We start from the raw sequence: 20,811 nt of genomic DNA on the forward strand, positions 1-20,811 counted from the left end.
TCGCGACGGGTTACGCCAGGGGCTGTGCGAGAAGCGAGGGCGCAGCCGGCCGGCGCCGCCGCGTCAACCAGCCGACCAACGTACAGACGGCACCCGCGAGGGCAAGCACCACGCCGAGCAACACGCCCAGCCCCAGCAGCACCGGTGCGGTGGCGTCGTCGAGCACCCGGCCGCGCACGGCCGTCACGGGCACGGTCCCGGAGGCCTCGCTCGCGAAGTAGCGCGAGTCGTTGGAGTTCGCACGGTGGTCGCCGAGAAGGAACATCCGCCCGGCCGGTACCTTCACGTCGTACGGTCCGTGCCCGCCGTCGACCTCTCCGTCCTTCAGATAGGGCTCCTTGAGCGGGGCGTCGTTGACGGTCAGGCGTGTGCCGTCGAAGACCACATGGTCGCTCCCCAGACCGATGACGCGCTTCAGCACCGGCTTGCCCTCGAACCGGTCCGGCAGCCCGAAGAGCACCACATCGCCCCGCCGTACCTTCGCGCCGGACGTCTTCGCGATGACAATCCGGTCGCCCGGAGCGTACGTGGGCTCCATCGACCCGCCGGCGAGGATGACTGTCGTGTAGTCGCTGCGGACGGTCCGGAGTGCGCCCGCTGCCAGCACGATCCCCAGCACGGCAAGCACCGCCCCCGTGATCAACAACCCACGCCCAGCGCGCCGCATCCGCCGATCTCCCTTCATGACCACTCACCCCACCCATGTGGCTGCAGCGACACCGTAGAGGGTCCCTCCCGGCGGGACCGCAGGGGGTCCGGGTCGAGAGGCGGCTGGGCCGGGGCGGCTATTCCAGGCCGGAGACCTGAAACACGGTTCGGGCCGTCCGGCGGTCGATACGGTCTCCGAGCTGCCGCAGCGCCGTCGACCCGCGAAGCAGTGTCCCGCGTTCCACGCAGGCGCGGGCGTCCTGGTCCAGCCGGTGCCACAGCGCCGGGTTGGCGACGAACACCCGTGGGTCGACCTCGACCCGGCAGCCGTCGGCGTCGTGCAGCAACAGACGCTGCGAGACGCCGTCGGACCAGCGGACGGAGACCAGCCGGTCCGTACGCACCGTACGGGCGCGCAGCAGGCTGCGTGAGGAGAACCACCCGACGCCCGCGCAGACCCGTGGCGGCGTCAGGACCACGCACAGCGCCGTGGCCAGGACCGTCCACAGCAGAAGGCGCAGCCAGGTGAGCCGGCCGACGGCCGCGTCGACGGCCAGCAGGCCCCCCAGGAGCGAGGCGGCACAGCCGACCGCGAAGCGCACGTCCCCGGCCCAGTCCGCGTCGTACGCCGTCGTGCCCGCAGGAGGCAGGGCGCGGCCGCGGTGGCCGCAGAGGGCATCGGGGACTGCGCGGCTGATGCGTCGTTCCATGGCGCCGAGACTAAGGAGGGTGAGGCGGCCGGTCAGCGCGCCTTGACGAAGCGCTGACGCCATGGCCGAATCTCCTGACGCATGTCTGACGGTCGTCCGGCAGCCCGGAATCAAGAACGCGTGAAGACGCAGCCGGCCGGCGCCAAGAGCTCGCCCGGACCGGGCGCGGCCGGCCAGGGTCGGGCGCAGTCCGAGCGGACCTGGGCAGAGGGAGCCCGTTTCATGTCCGCTCCGACCACCGAGGCCGCGCCGAGCGATGCACGGCCCGGCACCGAGTAACCTCCCTCGGCAGCTGACCGCGACCGCGCCCGACGGCTACCGATCCCCGCCGCGCCCGTTCAGCGCATCTGACGCCGGACCAGCTCGTGGAGCCGGCCGTTGGTGTCCGCGAGAAGTTCGGCGGGCGGACCCTGCTGGACGACACGGCCGTCCGACATGACGATCACCCGGTCGGCGTCCAGGACCGTGGAGAGCCGATGGGCGATCACGATGCGCGTGGCGTTCAGCGAGCGGGTGCTTTCGATCACGATGCGCTGTGTCTCGTTGTCGAGCGCACTGGTGGCCTCGTCGAAGAACAGGATGCGCGGACGCCGCACCAGTGCCTGGGCGATCATCAGGCGCTGGCGCTGGCCACCGGAGATGGAGCCGCCACCGGCGATCATGGTGTGCAGACCCATCGGCATGCGCTTGATGTCCTCGGCCAGACCCGCCATCGCGGCGGCTTCCCACGCCTCTTCCTGGGTGAAGACCTCGGCGCCGCAGATACAGTCCAGGATCGATCCGGTGAAGGGCTGGGCGTTCTGCAGGACGACCCCGCAGCTGCGGCGCACGGCCGCCTGGTCGAGGGAGGCCAGGTCCTGGCCGTCGTAGAGCACACTGCCCGACACCGGCTTGTCGAAGCCGATGAGCAGCCTCAGCAGCGTCGACTTGCCGCAGCCGCTGGGGCCGACGATCGCCACGAACTCGCCGGGGCGCACCTGCAGCGACACGTCGTCGAGGACCAGCGGACCGTCATCGGTGTATCGGAAGGAGAGATTGCGCGCCTCGATCTCCCCGGACAGGGCGCCCGGCTGGGTGCTGGCGCCGCGCACCTCGGGGGCCTCGTCGAGCACCGGCTTGATCTGCTCGAACATGGGCAGAGCCGCCGCAGCGGAGACGAACGCACCCGTGAGCTGGGTGATGGACGTCAGCAGCATGGTCACTGACGTGTTGAAGGTCAAGAACGCGCCGGCCGACATAGACCCGCGAGCCGGACCCGCCAGCAGAACGAACATGACCAGCGAACACAGCGGCAGATACACCGCGTTGAGTACGGTCGTCAGATTCTTGATCCGGCCCGCGCGCTGCTGCAGTTCGCGGCTGCGGGCGAACTCCCGCGCCCACGCCGCGTACGCGAAGCTCTCCGCCGCGGCGACCCGCAGTTTGGGCAGCCCGCGAAGTGTCTGGAACGCCTGGTTGTTGAGCTTGTTGCTGAGCTCGACCAGCCGGCGCTGCCACCGCAGCTCCCACAGCCCCATGGTGAGGAACACCGCGGCTATGACGATCAGCATCGCGATCGCCGTGAACGCCAGCGGGATGCTGAAACAGAACAGGAGGACGAGGTTCATCGCCCCGACCGTGCCCGCCTGCACAGCGACCGGACCAATGCCGGACAGCACCCGGCGGATGGCGCTGATGCCCATCGCCGCGCTCGCCAGCTCACCCGTGGAACGCTCGGTGAAGAACTTGGTCGGCAGACGCAACAACCGGTCCCACACCGCAGGTTGGAGAGTGCTCTCGATGCGGCCCTCCATGCGCAGGATGGTGAGGTTCTGCATCAGCATGAAGACGGCCGAGACGATGCTCGTGACGATGATGGCCAGCGAGACCTGCACGATGAGGCTGTTCTCGGCGTTGGGTACGTAGACGCCGAGGACCTGTCCCGTCGCGATCGGCACCAGCGCGCCGAGCGCGACCGTCACCACTCCCGCCAGCGCCAGGTTGCGCATGTCGGCCCGGGTACCGCGCAGACTGAACCGCAGCAGCTGCCACTTGCCCATCGGCCGCTCCGGCAGCGGACGGTAGAACATGACCGCACGCTGTTCGAACTCTTCCGCATTGGCTGCGTCGACGCGGGTGCGTCGGCCGGTCACCGGGTTCACCGCCTCGTACCCGCCGCGGCGCCACAGCAGGGCGACCGGCGCTCCGCTCGCGGCCCGGTGTCCCACCAGGGGCCCGGTGTCCTCCCGCCACCAGCGGCGGTCGAGCCGGACCGGGCGCGTTCGGATCCGCGAGCCGACCGCAACACGCTCGACCGGATCGATCCGGTCGCTCACCACACCGCTCTTCGACGGCTCCGAGAGCGTGATCCCGGCCGCCTCGGCCACGAGCCGGCACGCGGCGTACGTCGCGTCGTCGCTTGCGCCCGCCGCACGCGAAGAGGCTCTACGGGAACGCCCGATGGAGGAGAGCAGCGTCCGGTCGGCCTCGTCGCGGACGTCTTCGCCCGCCTTGATGCCGGCTGCCGTGCGGTCCTCGTGCGCGAGCTCCAGCCGTTCGATCCAACGGTCCAGCGCGGACAGCAGCCGGTACTGCTGGCTCACCATGGCCTGCCACATCGCGCCGTCGATGAGCAGGTCGCCTGCCGCCTCCGCGCTGTACGCGGCGCCGTACTGCATGCTGCCGGGGGACACCGGCAGCCACAGGATGTCGTCGTCGGCCACCGTCCCGTCGACGGTGGTCCGGCCGTCCAGCGGTGCTTCGAACAGCACTCGCCGACTGCGGCCGACGCCGAGTGCCACAGCGTGCTCCAGCAGGCTCAGAGCCGTGTCCCCGGTGTCGTACCAGCTGCGGTACTGACCCTCGTACGCCGCGGCATCCGCGTACTCCGGCCGGTACAGCTCACGCAGCGGGATGCGGCGCAGTACGCACTCCTGCAGGGGCCTGCCGATCAGCGTGTGCCGCGGTCCCTCGACGGGACCCAGCAGCAGCGTCCCGGGTTCCAGCCGGCCGAGGAAGTGCCAGTGGCCCTGTTCCGCCGCGTCGACCGCGAACAGGTCCAGGGCGCCGCCCACGACGAGCCACAGCACCTGCGGCCCCTCCAGCGAAAGCCTTCGCAGACCGTGGCAGTCGACCTGTTCGCCGAGCCCTCCCAGGGCGCCGATGACCGCGTCGTGCTCTGCGGGGGACGGGTGCGAGCCCGCGCCGCCCGCGAGATGGTGAACGGATGTCACCTCAGTGCTCCTTGACCAGCTCGGCGTACGGACCTCCGGCAGCGACCAGGTCCTCGTGCCGGCCCCGTTCCACGACGGAGCCGTGGTCGAGGACCACGATCTCGTCGCTGTCACGGACCGTGCTCAGCCGGTGCGCGATCACGACACAGGCGCAGCCGCGCCGCCGCAGATTGTCGATGATGATCTGCTCGGTCTCCGCGTCCAAGGCGCTGGTCACCTCGTCGAGAACGAGGATGCTCGGCCGGCGGACGAGCGCCCGGGCGATCTCCAGACGCTGCCGTTGCCCGCCGGAGAAGTTGCGGCCGTCCTGCTCCACCCGGCTGTGAATCCCGCCGGGGCGCCGGGCGACGACCTCGTACAGGGCGGCGTCCTCCAGGGCGGCGACGACGGCGTCGTCCGGGACCGACGGGTCCCACAGCGCCACGTTGTCCCGCACGGTGCCCTCGAAGAGGAAGATGTCCTGGTCGACGAAGGAGACCGAGGCGGCCAGCGCACTGCGGGAAATGTCCTCCAGACGCTGCCCGTCCACCCGGATCGTGCCCTCCCACGGACTGTAGAGCCCCGAGATCAGCCGGGAGACCGTCGACTTGCCGCTACCGGATCCACCGACCAGCGCCACCTGCTGTCCCGGACCGACGGACAGCGAGAAACCGGTGAGCAGCGGTTTGTCCAGGGGGCTGTAGCCGAAGGTGATCTCTTCCAGGGTCACATGGCCCTTGAGCCTGCGCGTGCTCGCAGCCGGTTCGGGGCGCGAGTACAGCGAGTCCACCGGGAAGTTCTCGACGTCCTTGAGGCGGGCCACATCGGCGGCGAAGTCCTGCACCCGGCCCGCCACCGAGTTGAGCCGTGCGACCGGAGCCGTGAAACGGGTCACCAGCGCCTGGAACGCAACGAGCAGACCGATCGAAATGTGGCCGTCGACGGCCCGCAGCCCTCCGATCCAGAGAATCAGGGCGCTGTTGAGGGTCGCGAGCGCGGGGGCGACAACACCCAGCCAGGCGCTCGGCACACCGAGGCGCTGCTGCTCCTCCAGCGTGGTCGCGTGCTGCCCCGCCCAGCGGCGGAAGTACCCGTTCTCGCCGCCGGTGGCCTTCATCGTCTCGATCAGCTGCAGCCCGGTGTACGAGGTGTTGGTCAGCCTGGCGCTGTCGGCCCGCAGCTTCTGGGCACGGGTGGCCCGCAGGCGCACGACGATGCGCATCGCCACCACATTGAGCAGCGCCAGCCCCACGCCGATGACCGTCAACTGCGGGTCGTAGATCCACAGTAGGGCCGCATAGAGCAGCACGACGACTCCGTCCACACCGACGGCCGTGAGGTCGCGGGCCAGGGTCTCGGCCACGACATCGTTGGACTGCAGTCGCTGGACGAGATCGGCGGGGCTGCGCTGGGAGAAGAAGGTGACCGGCAGCCTGAGCAGATGCCGGAAGAACCGGGCACTGCTCAGCGTGGAGGAGATGATGCGACCGCGCAGCAGGTTCGCCTGCTGCAGCCAGGTCAGCACGACGGTGAGCGCCACCATGGTGCCCATGGCCGCGAACAGGACACTCAGCAACGAGGTCTGATCGCCGATCAGGAACATGTCGATGTACGCGCGGCTCAGCGCAGGCAGCGTCGCGCCGACGGCCACCAGCAGCAGGCTCGCGAGCAGCGCGGCCAGCATCGTGCCCGAGGTGCCGCGCAGCCGTGCCGGCAGGGCGCCCATGATCCCGGGCTTCCTGCCTCCGCGGCGGAACCCCTCGCCGGGCTCGAGGACCAGGACGACGCCGGTGAAGCTGGTGTCGAAATCCTCGGCCGTCACGAAACGGCGGCCCTTGTCCGGGTCGTTGATGTGCACGCCACGCCGTCCGAAGCGGCGACCCATGCCGTCGTACACGACGTAGTGATTGAACTCCCAGAAGAGGATGGCCGGTGCCTGCACCTCGGCGAGGGCCGCCGGTTCCATCTGCATGCCCTTGGCCTGCAGCCCGTAACTGCGCGCCGCCTTCAGCACATTGCTGGCCCGCGATCCGTCGCGCGAGACGCCGCAGGCGATGCGCAGCTCCTCCAGCGGCACATGACGGCCGTAGTGACCGAGCACCATGGCCAGTGAGGCGGCACCGCACTCCAGTGCCTCCATCTGGAGAACGGTGGGGCTGCGTACGGTTCTGGCCTTCTTGCCCTTCGGTGCCGGCCGCGGAGCCGAACGGCGCCTGCTGCCCGGTGCGTTGTCCGGCCGGTGCCTGCCGCGGCCGGGAGGCGGGAGCTGTGGAGCGGACGGAGAGGTGTGCGGTGCGGTCACGGGAGCAGCCAATCGATCGGACGCTGGTCGGCCAGGTGGATTGCGCCGGTGGCCAGGGTCATGGAGTCGATCGTGTACGGAGGACCCTGGGCCGACGACCACCGGTAGCCGGACTCCGTGGCGGACGACCGGTCGAGCCGCACCAGGACCGCCACCGGCCTGCCGTGCTGCGAGAACTGCTCGCCCAGCTGGCCGTCGCCGAGAAAGCCGCTGATCTGCCGGGGTGTCTGTGAAGTCCTGCCGACCGCGGCCACACGACCGCGCAGCACACCGTACTTCTGGGCCGGCACCGACTGGGCGGTGAGATCCACGGAGGCGCCCACCGCAATGCCCGGCCCGCTCTCGCCGGGCACATAGAGCATCACCATCAGGGGATCGTCGGCGCCACGGGTCCGCTCCACACTCGCTACGTCCGCACCGGTGGTGACCACCGCTCCGATCGAGGCCGTCAGGGCGGTCACCCGCCCTGCGGCGATCGTGCGGACCAGCCGGTCGCCCTGTGCGGTACGCACCTTGAGCAGCGGTGCGTCGGCGGGCAGGGTCTCGCCTTCCTTGGCGAGTACGGCGGTGACTTGGCCGGCAACCGGGCTCTGCAGGATGTAACTGCCCTGTGCGTGCGTGAAGATGCCGGGCGCCCGGAGCGTGGAGGAGACGGATCCGGTCACCGCCCAGAAGCCCGCGGCGGCCATGACGAGCACGGTGATGCCGAGGGCGAGCCGACCCTGCGGGCGCGCGAAACGTACCGGCAGGTCGAGTTCCTCCGGCGACTGCAGCTTGGAAAGGGCCTGTTGGCGGAACTGCACGGAACTCTTCCCTCGCTGTCAGGTGTGAGCAGTGAGCCCCGGAACCATGAGGTTCCGGGGCTCACGAGCCGTCTCAGAGACCGGCGATGAGACCGGTGGCCAGGCCGCTGACGGCACCGGTGTTCACGCCGGTGGTCGAGGTGGCGAGGCCGGTGACCGAGCCCACGACGCCGGAGACCGGGGCCACGGCGTCGACGGTGCCCGTGACGTTGCCGAGCAGGCCGCCGACGAGGCCGCCGGACACGTTGTCGAGGTCGTTGTCGGAAATCTCGAGGGTCTCGACCTGGGGGGTGTGGTTCATGATGGAGGCTGCCTTTCAGCTTGATAATTCATAGCGGTAACCCCTTGGTGTGGCCACCGCATTGGGCAGGATCAAAGCACGTTGACGCCATGCGCAGCTAATCGGACCGGTGCTGATCAGGGCTTCTTCATGCAATGAATTAGCGCTGCGTGCAGATGTGTTCATGAGTCGGCGGCGGCTTCTTCACAAGCTTCACCATCTGAATTCTCTTTACCTGAAAGTCCATTTACTTCAACTGGGACACTCCAGTTCAAACCCCCCTGCGGCCGGTCCGGACCAGAGAGTCCCGGTGGGCGGGGGTGACCGGTCTGGGCATGAGGTGTGCAGGTTTACGGAAGGTGAGCTGGGAGGCGAAATCAGCAGGTGGGAGCGCTGCTTCGGACACGTCCCGATCGATGCGGGGTGGTACGACCGCATTCGGAGAGCCTTCGGCGGACTCGGGATCCGGGCTTGCCCTTGACGCGCGGGTGAGGGTCTGGTGTCACTGAGCCCTTCGGCCGTCCGGTCCGGCCGGGCCCCGATCGCTCAGGCCCGAGCGGGCCCCGATGGCGAGGAGTTCGCCCATGACTGCCGCGTCACCCATGGCGTCCCTGCGCCGCACGTCGCGAAAAGTCCAGCTGCTCGCTGTTCCGGGCGGTCTTCCGCGGCCGGAGCATTTCCGGGTCGTCCGGACACCTCTGCCCCAGCCGGCCGAGGGCGAAATGCTGGTCCTTAACCGGTATTTCCTGGTGTTTCCCGGACTCCGTACGGTCGTCGGCGGCGGGTTGGAAGGCGCCGCCTTTCCCGGCGCGCAGCCCGGGGACCCGCTGTTCGGGACGGCCGTCGCCGAGGTGGTGGCGGCCGCTTCCGGCGCGGAGGGTCCGCGGGTGGGCGAGCCGGTGCCGCACCGGCTCGGCCGACGGGAGTCTGCGAAGCCGCTGATCAGCCCGTCGGGCCGGCCGCGGCCCGGCCCACCGACTCGACCAGTGGCAGCAGCCGGTGCGGCACCCGCTCGCGCAGGGCGACCTCGGTACGGGTCCTCACCACACCGGGCAGCTGGATCAACTGCTGGATCACATCCTCCAGGTGCCCGTTGTCACGGGCCACGACCCGGGTCAGCAGGTCCCCGCCGCCGGTGGTCGAGAAGGCCTCGACGATCTCCGGGACGGCGGCGAGGGCCTCGCCCACCTCGTCCAGATGCCCCTGGGTGACCTCCAGATGGACGAAGGCGAGCACCGGATGGCCGAGCGCGGCGGGGGAGAGGACCGGACCCGTACCGGTGATCACGCCGTTGCGCTCCAGCCGGTCGATCCGGGCCTGGAGGGTGCCCCGGGCGATGGAGAGGATCCGCGCGTACTCACGCACGCTGGTCCGCGGTTGCTCCATGAGCAGCCGCAGGATGCGGGTGTCCAGTGCGTCCACCGCCATGGTCCGATGGCCCCTTCCCGGTCGGTCGGTACGGGCTCCGACTGTACCCATGGCGCCCCGTCGCACCATCCGGTCGTGCCACTCGCCTCAGAGGCGGTTGTTCTCGGGGAGTGCGTCCTCGGGGAGGGTGACCAGCCAGCGGGTGTCCTTGCGGGGGCGGAGGTAGAACGCCCAGTAGAGGGTGGCTGCCGCCGTGATGCCGCCGGTCCACAGCAGGTACTGGGCCTCCTGCTGGCTGAGGATGTAGACGAGTACGGCGATCAGCGCCACCGGCATCGCCGGCCAGAGCGGCATCCGCCAGGCGGGCAGGTCCTTGTGGGAGGCGCGGCGGGCTGCCAGCGCGGCGACCGCGACCAGCAGGTACATGCCGGTCACGGAGACGCCGGTCACGCCGTACAGGGTGTCGAGGTTGACGAAGCACAGTGCCGCGCCGGGGACTCCCACCACCAGCGTGGCGACCCACGGCGAGCCGAAGCGGCCGAGGCGGGCGAGGGCGTTGTTGACCGGCTCGGGCCACGCCTTGTCGCGGGCCGACGCGAACAGCACCCGGGAGTTCTGGATGACCATGACGATGCCCGCGTTGATGATCGCGAGTGCGACGCACAGGCTGACGAACGTACCGACCGCCGAGTTGCTCCACGTGGTGACCATCCGGCCGATGTCTCCCGAGGTGAGCGCCGCGAGGTCGGGCGCACCCATGGTGATCGCCACCACCGGGACGAGGATGACGGCGGTCGAAATGGCGAGGGTGGCGAGGACGGTACGGGCGACGTTCCGCCGCGGGTCCTCCAGCTCCTCGGAGAGATAGACGGCGGTGGAGAAGCCCTGGGTGATGAAGAGCGCGATGGCCAGACCCGAGACCACCAGCATCGCGGTGACCGGGCGGGACGCCCCGCCGTCGCTCGCGACCACACCGTGCACCAGGCTGCCGGCGCCGCGCTCGGTGTGGGCGAAGCCGAGCACCGCCACCACGGCAGCCGCGATCACTTCGAGCACCAGGAAGACGCCGGTGATCCAGGCGTTGGCACGCAGGTCCAGCAGCCCGGCCAGGGTGGCGAGCACCATCACCCCGGCGCCGGCGGCCTCCGCCGGTACATGGACCAGCGGAGCGAGGTAGTCCGCCGTACCCATGGCGATCACCGGCGGCACGATCATCACGACCAGCAGCGACAGCACGAACACCAGCCAGCCGGCGAGCCGGCCGGTCAGGGTGGTGACCATGGCGTACTCGCCGCCCGCGCTGGGAATCAGCGTGCCCAGCTCCGAGTAGCAGAACGCCACGGCGATGCAGAGCAGCGAGCCGATCGCGATGGTGAGGGCGGTGGCGGTCCCGAGGTCGCCGAACAGGTCGGGCACGACCACGAAGAGCGTGGAGGCGGGCGTCACGCAGGACAGGGTGAGCAGGGTTCCGCCGACGACGCCGATGGAACGCTTGAGGGCGCGCGGGCCGTCCTGGCCGCTGGGATCGATTGCCGCCGGTGCGGCGCCGGAGGTGACGGGCTGGCTGAGCATGTCGGTCATGGAGCGGTTCCGATCGACTGGGTGTGACGGGTGACGGCGGGAGCGCTATCGCCTCCGTGGCTTGCTGCGATGTTGGTTTCGTCTGCTCCCGGCGCGTTATCGAAACCTGTGGGATCCGTCACGTCAACCGTCAATTACCTTCGGAATTCGTTGTGATCTGGCCAACGACTGGCGGTATTCGAAGATTTATGTCTTCTTGACGCCGTATTGACGACTGGCGACATCGGTGTCACTTCATCCACATGACCTTCGAATGCGAGGTAATCTGGTTCAGCTGCCTTTGATCCGTGAGTTCGACGTGAGGCCTGGGGCCGAGATGATCAGCGGTTCGGCCGCGACGGGAATCGCAGAGTGTTACCGGTCACGTTGCGCGGTTTTTGCCTTGGGGGGCGCGCGGGTGTCAGGGCCCGGTTCGACGGCATCGCCCCGGACCGTGGGCGGCAGGTTTGCCGCCGTGACCGGTACGGCTGTCTTCGCGGTCCGCTCGCCACGTCGGTCGCGGCGGGGCGCCCGGCCTGCCGGTGCCGCCCGGCTGCATCGGAGACCACGCCCGGGCGAGCCGTGAGAAGCGGTCCGGTCCCGCATGGTCCATTGGTGTTCCCATGGCACACCGAAAGGGCGGCAGGCTGTGCCAATGGTGCAGAGGAATTGGGTCGACTTGAGCCAGATGGTGTTCGGATGCTGTCATGAACCCAGTCGATGGCGCTGCGGATCCCGCGGCGCCTTTTTCATGCCAGGACATAGTGGGGAGAGCCAAGCGGTGCTGAAGCGGATGTTGGTGGCTCCGGACCCGGGACGGCTGCGGCTGCGCAACGCGTCCCGGGCCGTCGTCGGTATCGGCCTCGCCGTGACTTTCTCGGGCCTCGCCTCGCACTCGCTTCCCGCGGCCGTCGCCGGCGGCCTCGCCGCACTGCTCGCACTCTTCACCGTCACCGACGCCAGGGTCAGGGATCAGGCGCTCACCACCTCGCTGCTGCCCCTCGCCGGCTTTCCGGTGCTGGCGCTGGCGACGGGGCTGCACGACTACCCGCTCGCGCGCGATCTGGCGTTCCTCGCCGTCGTGTGCGCCGGGGTGTACGCGCGCCGCTGGGGGCCGCGCGGCCATGCCCTCGGGATCTTCGCGTTCATGGCGTTCTTCGCGGTGTCAAGTCGGCACTCGGTCGTCAACCCTGTGTAGCGTGTGTTTTTGCTGGTCAAGCCTGGATTCGAGCGGAGGTGTCGATCTGCACGTGCGGGCAGGTGTACTCAACTGAATCAGGGCGTATGCTGACCGCTTGCTGATTTCCCTGACTAATCGTCAGCATCCTCCTGGGCGTGCTCGACCAGCAGCGGCTGCCCCGACACCGGTCCGGCCGGTCTCCTGCGGGCCGAGACCGGCTCGGAGCGCGACTGCGGGGCCTCACCGTGGCCGAAGCCGGGAACGAACTCCTCCTGCGTCGCGACGGCATGGTCCGGACACAGCTCGATGACCGTGCTGAGGAACTACGCCGGGGCCGTGGGGGCCCAATAGCGTGGGCTACCTCGGAAACCGTCGCCCGATCCTAGGTCGCCGTTGATGTGCACCTGCGTGCCTTCCTGCGGGACACCGGCATCACGGCGCTGGGGTACGAGCGGTTGCGGGCCATGTACGAGGAGACCGCCGATTTTCTAGGGCAACGCCGCGGCAGTGTCGAGCATGTGATCACGACAGTCACTCCGTTGCACTCCACTGATCGCCCAGCCTGCTCTCGTGCGACCTGCGACCTGCCGATCATCACCCGCAGAGCCGCCAGGTCAATACGCGCGCCCTCCCCGCCTCCACCGTAACTGCATGTAATCATTTGTGGCACCACGAATATGGCGATGCGGCTACGTGGCGTGCGGATGATGGACCTGTCGTAAACAAGGCTCGATGCTTGCATGCGAGGTACGTACCGGATGAGCAGCGGCGTGACGGTGAACGCTCCGGGGGTTTCAGGGTCGGATGCGCAGGCTCTCGGTCGGGGCGAGCCGGGTAGTCCTGGTGGCGGCGGATTCCAGCTACCGACGGTGAGCCTGCCGAAGGGCGGCGGGGCGATCAGGGGGATCGGCGAGAAGTTCGCCGCGAACCCGGTAACGGGCGCCGGGGGAATGAAGGTGCCGATTGCCGCCAGCCAGGGCCGTAGCGGTTTCGGCCCCCAGATGTCGCTCACCTATGACTCTGGCGGGGGCAACGGCCCGTTCGGGCTGGGTTGGAGCCTTGAGCTCCCCAGGATCACCCGTAAGACTGACAAGGGTCTCCCGCAGTACGACGACGCCTCTGAATCCGATGTCTTCATCCTTTCGGGCGCGGAGGATTTGACGCCGGTCTTGGTCGAGCAGAACGGTCAGTGGGTACGCGAGCAGCTGCCACTTCGCACAGTTGGCGGCGCCCAGTATCGCGTCCAGCGATACCGCCCTCGTGTCGAGGGCCTCTTCGCCCGGATCGAGCGTTGGACGAACGCCACCGATCCGGCCGATGTGTTCTGGCGTTCGTTTTCCCGAGACAACGTCACGACCTGGTACGGCAGGACGGCAGAGTCCCGGGTCACCGATCCGGCCGACACGTCGTGTGTCTTCAGCTGGCTGATCTGCGAGAGCCATGACGACAAGGGCAACGTGATCGCCTACGGCTACAAGGGCGAGAACGACGAGAGCGTCGACCTCGGCAGGGCCTGTGAGCAGAACCGGGAGCGGCGTGCCAACCGCTATCTCAAGCGGATTCGCTACGGCAATCATGCCCCGTACATGCCCACACTCGAGGCCGTGGCCGGCTGGCCCGTGCTGCCCGCCGACGACCAGTGGTACTTCGAGCTCGTCTTCGACTACGGCGAGCACGACGCCACCACTCCGCTGCCGCAGGACGCGCCCGGCTGGCAGGTCCGTCCCGACGCCTTCTCGTCCTATCGCTCCGGCTTCGAATTGCGGACCCACCGTCTCTGCCGACGTGTGTTGATGTTCCACCACTTCCCCGACGAACCGGAGGTCGGCTCGGACTGTCTCGTTCGCTCGACCGACTTCACGTACGCGCATGAGGAGACGCCGGCCGACCCGCATAACCCGATCTACTCGAAGCTCGCGGCGGTGACGCAGCACGGCTACCAGCGCCAGGGCGCTGGTTATCGCGTCCGGTCGTTTCCGCCTGTGGAGTTCGGCTACACCGAGGCGGTCCTCCAGGGCACGCTGCGCGAGCTGCCCCTCGACAGTGCCGAGAACCTGCCGATCGGTCTCGACGGTACCCGGTATCAATGGGTCGATCTCGACGGCGAGGGGCTGTCAGGGGTTCTGACCGAGCAAAGCGGGGCGTGGCTCTACAAGCGCAACCTGAGCCCGCTCAGCCCAACGGGGAAGAATGCCGGTCTCGAAGCCCGGTTCGGCGCGGTTGAGGTGGTGACAGCCGTCCCGGCGCTTTCGTTGGCTGATGGCGCGCAGTTCCTCGACCTGGCGGGTGATGGGCGGCCGGACGTTGTCCGGTTCACTGCGCCAGGTTCCGGGTTCTACCGGCGTGCCGAGGTAGAGGGCTGGGAGCCGTTTACGGCGTTCCGCATGCTGCCCAACCGCGATTGGAGTGACCCGAACCTGCGTTTCGTCGATCTCGACGGCGACGGTCATGCGGACGTCCTGATCACGGAGGATGACGCGCTGGTCTGGCACCCGTCCCTCGCCGAGGAGGGCTTCGGACCGGCGCGGCGCGTGAGCAAGGCCTGGGACGAGGAGCGCGGTCCTGCGCTGGTCTTTGCCGACGGTGAGCAGTCGATCCGTCTCGCCGACATGACGGGCGACGGGCTGGCCGATCTGGTCCGCATCCGCAACGGCGATGTGTGCTACTGGCCGAACCTGGGCTACGGCCGCTTCGGGCCGAAGGTGACGATGGACGACGCGCCGTTCGACCGGCCTGAGCAGTTCGACCAACGTCGGGTACGGCTGGCGGACATCGATGGGTCAGGTACGACCGACATCATTTATCTGCACACTGACGGTGTACGCGTCTACTTCAACCAGTCCGGCAACGGCTGGGGCCCGCCTGTAACACTGGCGATGCTGCCTGCGGTCGACTCCCTGTCCGGCGTCGTAGCGGTTGACCTGCTTGGCAACGGCACGGCGTGTCTGGTGTGGTCGTCGCCGCTGCCCGCCGACGCGCAGCGCCCGCTGCGCTACGTCGATCTGATGGGCGGGCAGAAACCGCACCTGCTGGTCAGGACGACGAACAATCTCGGTGCAGAGACTGAGGTCCAGTACGCGCCCTCGACCAGGTTCTACCTGGAGGACCGACTGGCGGGCACGCCCTGGGCGACGAAGCTGCCGTTTCCAGTGCACGTCGTCGAGCGGGTGACTGTCCGCGACAAGTGGCGTGGCACCAGCTTCTCCAGCACCTACAGCTACCACCACGGCTACTTCGACGGGGGCGAGCGCGAGTTCCGCGGGTTCGGTCGCGTCGAGCGGGTGGACGTCGAGGACTACGGAACCTTCGCCGGCGCGAACGCGGGCAGCCCGTACGTGACCCCGGATCACCGGCTCTACCAGCCGCCGGTCAAGACGGTCACCTGGTATCACACCGGGGCGTGGCTCGACGGGGAACGCGTCCTACACCAGTTGCGCCACGAGTATTTCCCAAGCCGCCTCGAACAGCAGCAACCCGGCGGGAAAGTCCCCGGTACCTTCCGGGAGAACGCGCCACCGGAACCGGACCTCGGCGGGCAGAACCTGACCGCGGACGAACAGCGTGAAGCCCTGCGGGCCTGCCGGAGCCTGCTGCTACGAGAGGAGGTCTACGAGCTTGACGTTTCCGCCTTGGCAGAAGGCAAGCAGATGCCGGTCAGGCTCTTCACGGCGGCTTCGCATGCCTGCCACGTCCGGCTGCTGCAGCCCCAGGGGGGCAACCGTCACGCGGTCTTCCACGTCACCGACAGCGAGGAGATCAGCTTCCACTACGAGCTCGATCTGCTGGCCGAGCCGCTCACACCCGACCCGCGGATCACGCACACGCTGAATCTTCGGACCGACGAGTACGGCAACGTCCTTCAGGCGTTGACCGTCGGATACCCACGCTGGCAGCCGGCCCCACCGAACGATCCGCTGCTGCCAAACGGGGCCGGTGCACTGATCGCCGCCGTGCAGGGCGAACTCCACCTCGCCTACACCGAGCGACGCTTCACCCGCGATCGAACAGATGATCCGGACTGCTACCGGCTGCGCCTGTCATGCGAGACCCAGACCTACGAGCTGACCGGTATCCGGCTCACCGATGCCGGTGACGGGCGCTACGTCACGCTCGACAGGCTACGCGCGTTCAGACTCAGCGATCGCTACCAGTCCAAGGGGACTCCGCTCGGTCTCATCGCGTACCACGAACTGCCTGACCGGACGACGCCACAGAGGCGGCTGGTAGAGCAGACCCGCTCGCTGTTCTTCGACGAGGAACTAACCGGCCCGCTGCCCCTCGGCGACCTGACCGCACAGGCCCTGCCGTATGAGACCTACACGCTGGCCCTGACCGATGCCCTGCTGACGACCGTATTGAGTGACCGGCTCACGCCGGACGTCCAGGCCCTACTGGACCAGCAAACGGCTGGCGGCTACCTCAGCGGCCCGGTCCTGGCCCAGCGGCTCGGCGGGGATACCGCGGGGCAGTACTGGCGTTGCTCGGGAGTCGCGGGCTATCAGGCAGACGCGCCGCTCCACTTCTTCCTGCCCGAGCGCTACACCGACCCGTTCGGAAACGTCACGCTGCTCGACCACGACCCGCACGACCTCTATCTGTCCGCGAGCACAGACGCGCTGGGGAACCGCACCGAGGTGGCCGCGTTCGACTTCCGTGTCCTGGCGCCGCGCCGGATCTGTGACATCAACGGCAACCTGTCAGAAGTACGCTTCGACACGTTGGGTATGCCGACAGCCATGGCGCTGAGCGCCAAGAACGGCGAGGGCGACAACCTCACCGGGTTTGACGGCGCCGTACTCGACCCGGATCTCACTACTCGAACCGGCTTCTTCGTCACCGACGACTACGACCCTGCCCGGGCCGTCGGACTGCTCCGCGGAGCGACCGCCCGGCACCTCTACTACTTCGGTGAGACCGTCGCGGACGACGGCACGATGAACTGGGCACAGCATCCACCGTGTGCCGCGGGGATCGTCCGCGAGCGGCACGCGTCCGAGCAGGCCGACAGCCCGGTGCAGACCGCCTTCGAGTACTCCAACGGCGCCGGGAACCTCCTGGTGACGAAGGTCCAGGCGGAACCGGCCCTGCCCGACGGTCCTCTGCGCTGGGTCGGACGCGGCCGGACAGTCCTGAATAACAAGGGCAAGTCAGTCAAACAGTACGAGCCGTACTTCAGCACGCCGGAGGTCGGCCACCGCTACGAGGAGGCACCGGAAGCCGGCGTCACGCCAGTCTTCTTCTACGACGCGGTCGGACGACAGGTACGCAGCGAAATGCCCGACGGCGCGTTCAGCAGGGACGATTTCTCGCCCTGGCACACCACCAGTCACGACGCGAACGACACCGTGCTGGAACCGGGAAACGCCTGGTACACCCGCATGAGCACATCGGCGAGCGCCGCCGAGAGACGTGCAGCACAGCTCGCTGCCACGCACGCCGACACGCCCGCGCTCACGCTGCTCGACAGCCTCGGACGGTCCGTGGTGACCGTCGCCCACAACCGCACGGCCGGCGCGGAAGCCAAGCACGTCACCTTTGTGCGGCTGGACGCCGAGGGCAAGCCGCTGTGGATCCAGGACGCGCGCGGCAACCGGGTCATGCAGTACATCACTCCGCCGCTCCCCGGTGGCCCGCACCCGTTCGACGACGTCCGCAACCTCCTCCCCCAGGGCTTCGCACCGTGCTACGACATTGCCGGAAGCCCGCTCTTCCAGCACAGCATGGACGCCGGCGAGCGCTGGATGCTCCACGATGCGGCAGACAAACCGTGCTTTGCCTGGAACAGTCGTGGATTCCGCTCGCGCACGACCTACGACGCGCTGCACCGCCCGGTCGCCGTGTTCGTCTCTGCGGGCGGCGACACAACTCTGGCCGGCGCCCCGCGTGATCCGGCCCTCCCGCCCGACCCCGAGGCGCTGGTCGAGCGCAGGGTCTACGGGGAGACACACGTCGACGGCACCGCCAATCTGCGGGGCAGACTCCACCAGGTCTACGACGGGGCGGGCGTAGCGACCAGCGCCAGCTACGACTTCAAGGGCAACCTCGTCGTCGGCAACCGCCGCTTCACCCGCGACTACAAGGCCGTGCCGAACTGGTCGCCGCTCGCCGGCTTGACCAATCTGGGCCAGATCGCCGCCGCCGCCGAGCCACTGCTCGAGACCGCCCCACCGCTGACCACGCGAACGGAGTACGACGCGCTCAACCGCCCGGCGACGGTGACGACCCCCGACGGCAGCGTCCACCACGCGACGTTCAATCCCGCCAACCTGCTGGAACGCGTCGAGGTCCGCCTACACGGCGCGGATGTGACCACGTCGTTCGTCACGAACATCGACTACAACGCCAGGGGCCAGCGCGAACAGATCGACTACGGCAATGGCGCGAGCACCACCTACGCCTATGACCCGTTCACCTTCCGGCTGACCAACCTGCGCACCACTCGTCCTGCCGGCGCCGACACCACCGCCTCCATGCTGTTCAGCAATGCGACTGCGGTGCAGGACCTGTATTACACCTACGACCCGATCGGCAATATCACACGGATCGAGGACGCCGCACTGCGCACGACCGTGCAGGCCGGCGCCGCCTGCGACTACAGCTACGACGCCCTGTACCGGCTCATCGCCGCGAGCGGACGCGAGCACAGCGGCCAGACGAACCTCGCGCTCAAACCGAACGACACCAGCCGCCGCGACTACCCCTTCGTCGGCGCACGCATCCACCCGAACGACCTGCAAGGACTGCGCGACTACGTCGAGCGCTACCGGTACGACGCCGTCGGCAACATCATGCAGCTCACCCACCACGCCGGCAGCGACATCGACCAGCCCGGCCAAACGCTGTGGCAGCGCCACCACCAATACGCACTCGACAGCAACCGCCTGCTCTCGACCAACCTGCCCGGCGACCTCGGCAACCTCCCCGACTATGCAGCCACCGGCGGCTACGCCGCAAAGTACGGCCACGACGCACACGGAAACATCGCGAGCATGCCGCACCTACCGCTGATGCACTGGGATTACAGGGACCAGCTGAGCACCAGCGCACAGCAGGTCGTAAACAACGGCACGCCCGAAACCACCTACTACGTCTACGACGCGGCGGGCCAGCGCGCACGCAAGGTGACCGAAACGCAGAACGGTACACGCAAGAGCGAGCGGCGGTATCTGGGCGACTTCGAGATCTACCGGGCATACAGCGGAAGCAATGTCACGCTGGAACGCGAAACCCTGCACATCCTGGACGACAAGCAGCGGATCGCAACAATCGAGACTGCTACTACTCCGGGTGACGCCCCACGTGTCCGCTACCAGCTCGGCAACCACCTCGGCTCAGCCTGCGTCGAACTCGATCAGGACGGCGGCCTGATCACCTACGAGGACTACCACCCGTACGGCACGACCGCATTCCAGACCGGGCGCAGCTCCGCCGAAGTTGGTCTGAAACGCTACCGCTACACCGGCAAGGAACGCGACGACGAAACCGGTTTCTCTTACCACGGCTCACGCTACTACGCCCCGTGGCTGGGACGGTGGGTGAGCTGTGATCCAGCTGGCACGGTCGACGGTCCAAACCTCTACGCCTACACCCGCGACAACCCCTGCAACGTGATTGACCCAACGGGTCGCGAAGGTCTCTCGACAGAGGGCAAGTATGCCCGCAGGGTGACGTTCAAAGACATGGCCGAATACGCAGCCAGTCCAGCTGGCAGCGACTACGTGGTCAACGAGAACGCCACTGTAACGGCGTCCATCTGGGAGAAGACACCGCCGGCTGCCATTGCCCCGCAGACGCAGGCCCCAACGGCGGCTCCCTTCGCGCCGAAATCCAAGCTTGCAGGGACGGAAAAGCAGGAAGAGAAGGTCCTGAGCGCACACGACCTGACCAATCTCGCTCTCGCGCTCCAGCCTCAGTGCGTCTATCCACAGCCAGTCCGGCAGTTCTTTGGAGGGCTGCAGTTGGCGGGTGGCGTACTCGAGGCCACCGGGGGCGTTTACGCCGCGGTGGTGACCTCGGAGACAGTCGTTGGTGCCGTAGCTGGAGGCGCTGTGGCTGCGCACGGCATCGACAAGGCGTCATCGGGTTGGACACAGATGTGGACAGGCGAGGAGTCGAAGACCTGGACGTTCATGGCAGGTGCAGGCTACGCCAGCATGGTCACCAATGACCGCGAACTACAGACGGCTATCGGATCGAGCACAGAGGTGATTGCGAACACCAGCTCGGCCGCGTTCGGGCTCTACTCACTCAGCATGGCGCCAGGGCCTCAACTCAGTGTGCCGACGCAGGGAGCCGAAGTAGCAAACCCTTTCACAGGCCTGTCCGCAGCAGAGATCGAGGGCTCGCTCGGGACCATGGGTGCTGGGCAGTATTACCGAACTCCAGTCTCGGTGTCAGAGGAAGCTGGCCGCCTCAATCTCGATGACCTTGCGCCGGTATCACGATGGGGCCGACCGGGTCTACGGGAAGGCGATTGGGTCATGCCCGGAGATCCGACACGAATGAACTACCGGTTGTCCTTCAAGTGGGATCCGAACCCGCTGAACAAGGTTGCCAGTCCCCAATCTGGACAGGCATTTCGCGTTCCCGAGTCCCAGATCCGATGGCCGAGTGGGTGGGAGAAATGGAAGGGAATCTTCAACCAGCGCCAGTGGCGTCCAGGAAGATGATGAGTCCAGCGGGCCGACGTCCGTACAGCAGTCCGCCGGGACGGTAGGTGATCGGCAGGCGGGACGGGGGAGAAGTCCGCCCCTGCCACTTCTATGGGCC

The 20,811-nt window shown here is 68.1% G+C and carries 9 protein-coding genes and 2 pseudogenes; 3 read left to right on the plus strand and 8 right to left on the minus strand.

The window, feature by feature from the left end; genetic code table 11:
• Positions 1 to 10 precede the first annotated feature (10 nt).
• The 6 genes from lepB to OHA03_RS28265 all read right to left on the minus strand — a co-directional run bounded on the left by lepB (position 11) and on the right by OHA03_RS28265 (position 7,955).
• The gene (lepB, locus tag OHA03_RS28240; RefSeq protein WP_267006542.1) at positions 11 to 667 is read right to left on the minus strand and encodes a signal peptidase I; all 657 of its coding nucleotides are present in this window, start codon (positions 665 to 667) and stop codon (positions 11 to 13) included.
• A 118-nt stretch (positions 668 to 785) separates the two neighbouring features.
• On the minus strand, positions 786 to 1,421 hold the full coding sequence (locus OHA03_RS28245) for a hypothetical protein (protein WP_323181258.1): 636 nt from the start codon (positions 1,419 to 1,421) through the stop codon (positions 786 to 788).
• 275 nt (positions 1,422 to 1,696) lie between these two features.
• Positions 1,697 to 4,570, minus strand: a complete 2,874-nt coding sequence (locus tag OHA03_RS28250; RefSeq protein WP_267006543.1) for an NHLP bacteriocin export ABC transporter permease/ATPase subunit — start codon at positions 4,568 to 4,570, stop codon at positions 1,697 to 1,699.
• 1 nt (position 4,571) lies between these two features.
• On the minus strand, positions 4,572 to 6,851 hold the full coding sequence (locus OHA03_RS28255) for an NHLP family bacteriocin export ABC transporter peptidase/permease/ATPase subunit (protein WP_267006544.1): 2,280 nt from the start codon (positions 6,849 to 6,851) through the stop codon (positions 4,572 to 4,574).
• Positions 6,848 to 7,654 carry an HlyD family efflux transporter periplasmic adaptor subunit gene (locus tag OHA03_RS28260; RefSeq protein WP_267006545.1) on the minus strand — a complete coding sequence of 269 codons (807 nt, stop codon included), beginning with the start codon at positions 7,652 to 7,654 and terminating at the stop codon, positions 6,848 to 6,850. The genes OHA03_RS28255 and OHA03_RS28260 overlap by 4 nt, the downstream gene beginning before the upstream one ends.
• A 73-nt stretch (positions 7,655 to 7,727) precedes the next feature.
• A complete protein-coding gene (locus OHA03_RS28265) occupies positions 7,728 to 7,955 on the minus strand; it encodes a type A2 lantipeptide (protein WP_267006546.1) in 228 nt (75 codons plus the stop codon).
• Positions 7,956 to 8,536: 581 nt separating this feature from the next.
• Between OHA03_RS28265 and OHA03_RS28270 the strand changes: the two are divergent.
• Positions 8,537 to 8,848, plus strand: a pseudogene (locus tag OHA03_RS28270) (NADP-dependent oxidoreductase); the annotation flags it as partial.
• A 28-nt stretch (positions 8,849 to 8,876) separates the two neighbouring features.
• Here the strand turns inward: OHA03_RS28270 and OHA03_RS28275 are convergent.
• Both OHA03_RS28275 and OHA03_RS28280 read right to left on the minus strand, forming a co-directional pair.
• The gene (locus tag OHA03_RS28275; RefSeq protein ID WP_267006547.1) at positions 8,877 to 9,362 is read right to left on the minus strand and encodes an Lrp/AsnC family transcriptional regulator; all 486 of its coding nucleotides are present in this window, start codon (positions 9,360 to 9,362) and stop codon (positions 8,877 to 8,879) included.
• Positions 9,363 to 9,449: 87 nt separating this feature from the next.
• Entirely contained in the window at positions 9,450 to 10,883 is a 1,434-nt protein-coding gene (locus OHA03_RS28280) for an APC family permease (protein ID WP_267006548.1), read from the minus strand.
• A gap of 760 nt (positions 10,884 to 11,643) precedes the next feature.
• Here OHA03_RS28280 and OHA03_RS28285 point away from each other — a divergent pair.
• Positions 11,644 to 12,024: pseudogene (locus OHA03_RS28285) on the plus strand (FUSC family protein); the annotation flags it as partial.
• A gap of 887 nt (positions 12,025 to 12,911) precedes the next feature.
• The gene (locus tag OHA03_RS28290; protein ID WP_267006549.1) at positions 12,912 to 20,711 is read left to right on the plus strand and encodes a SpvB/TcaC N-terminal domain-containing protein; all 7,800 of its coding nucleotides are present in this window, start codon (positions 12,912 to 12,914) and stop codon (positions 20,709 to 20,711) included.
• Positions 20,712 to 20,811 lie beyond the last annotated feature (100 nt).

Source organism: Streptomyces sp. NBC_00154 (genome assembly GCF_026342835.1).
Classification (GTDB): domain Bacteria; phylum Actinomycetota; class Actinomycetes; order Streptomycetales; family Streptomycetaceae; genus Streptomyces.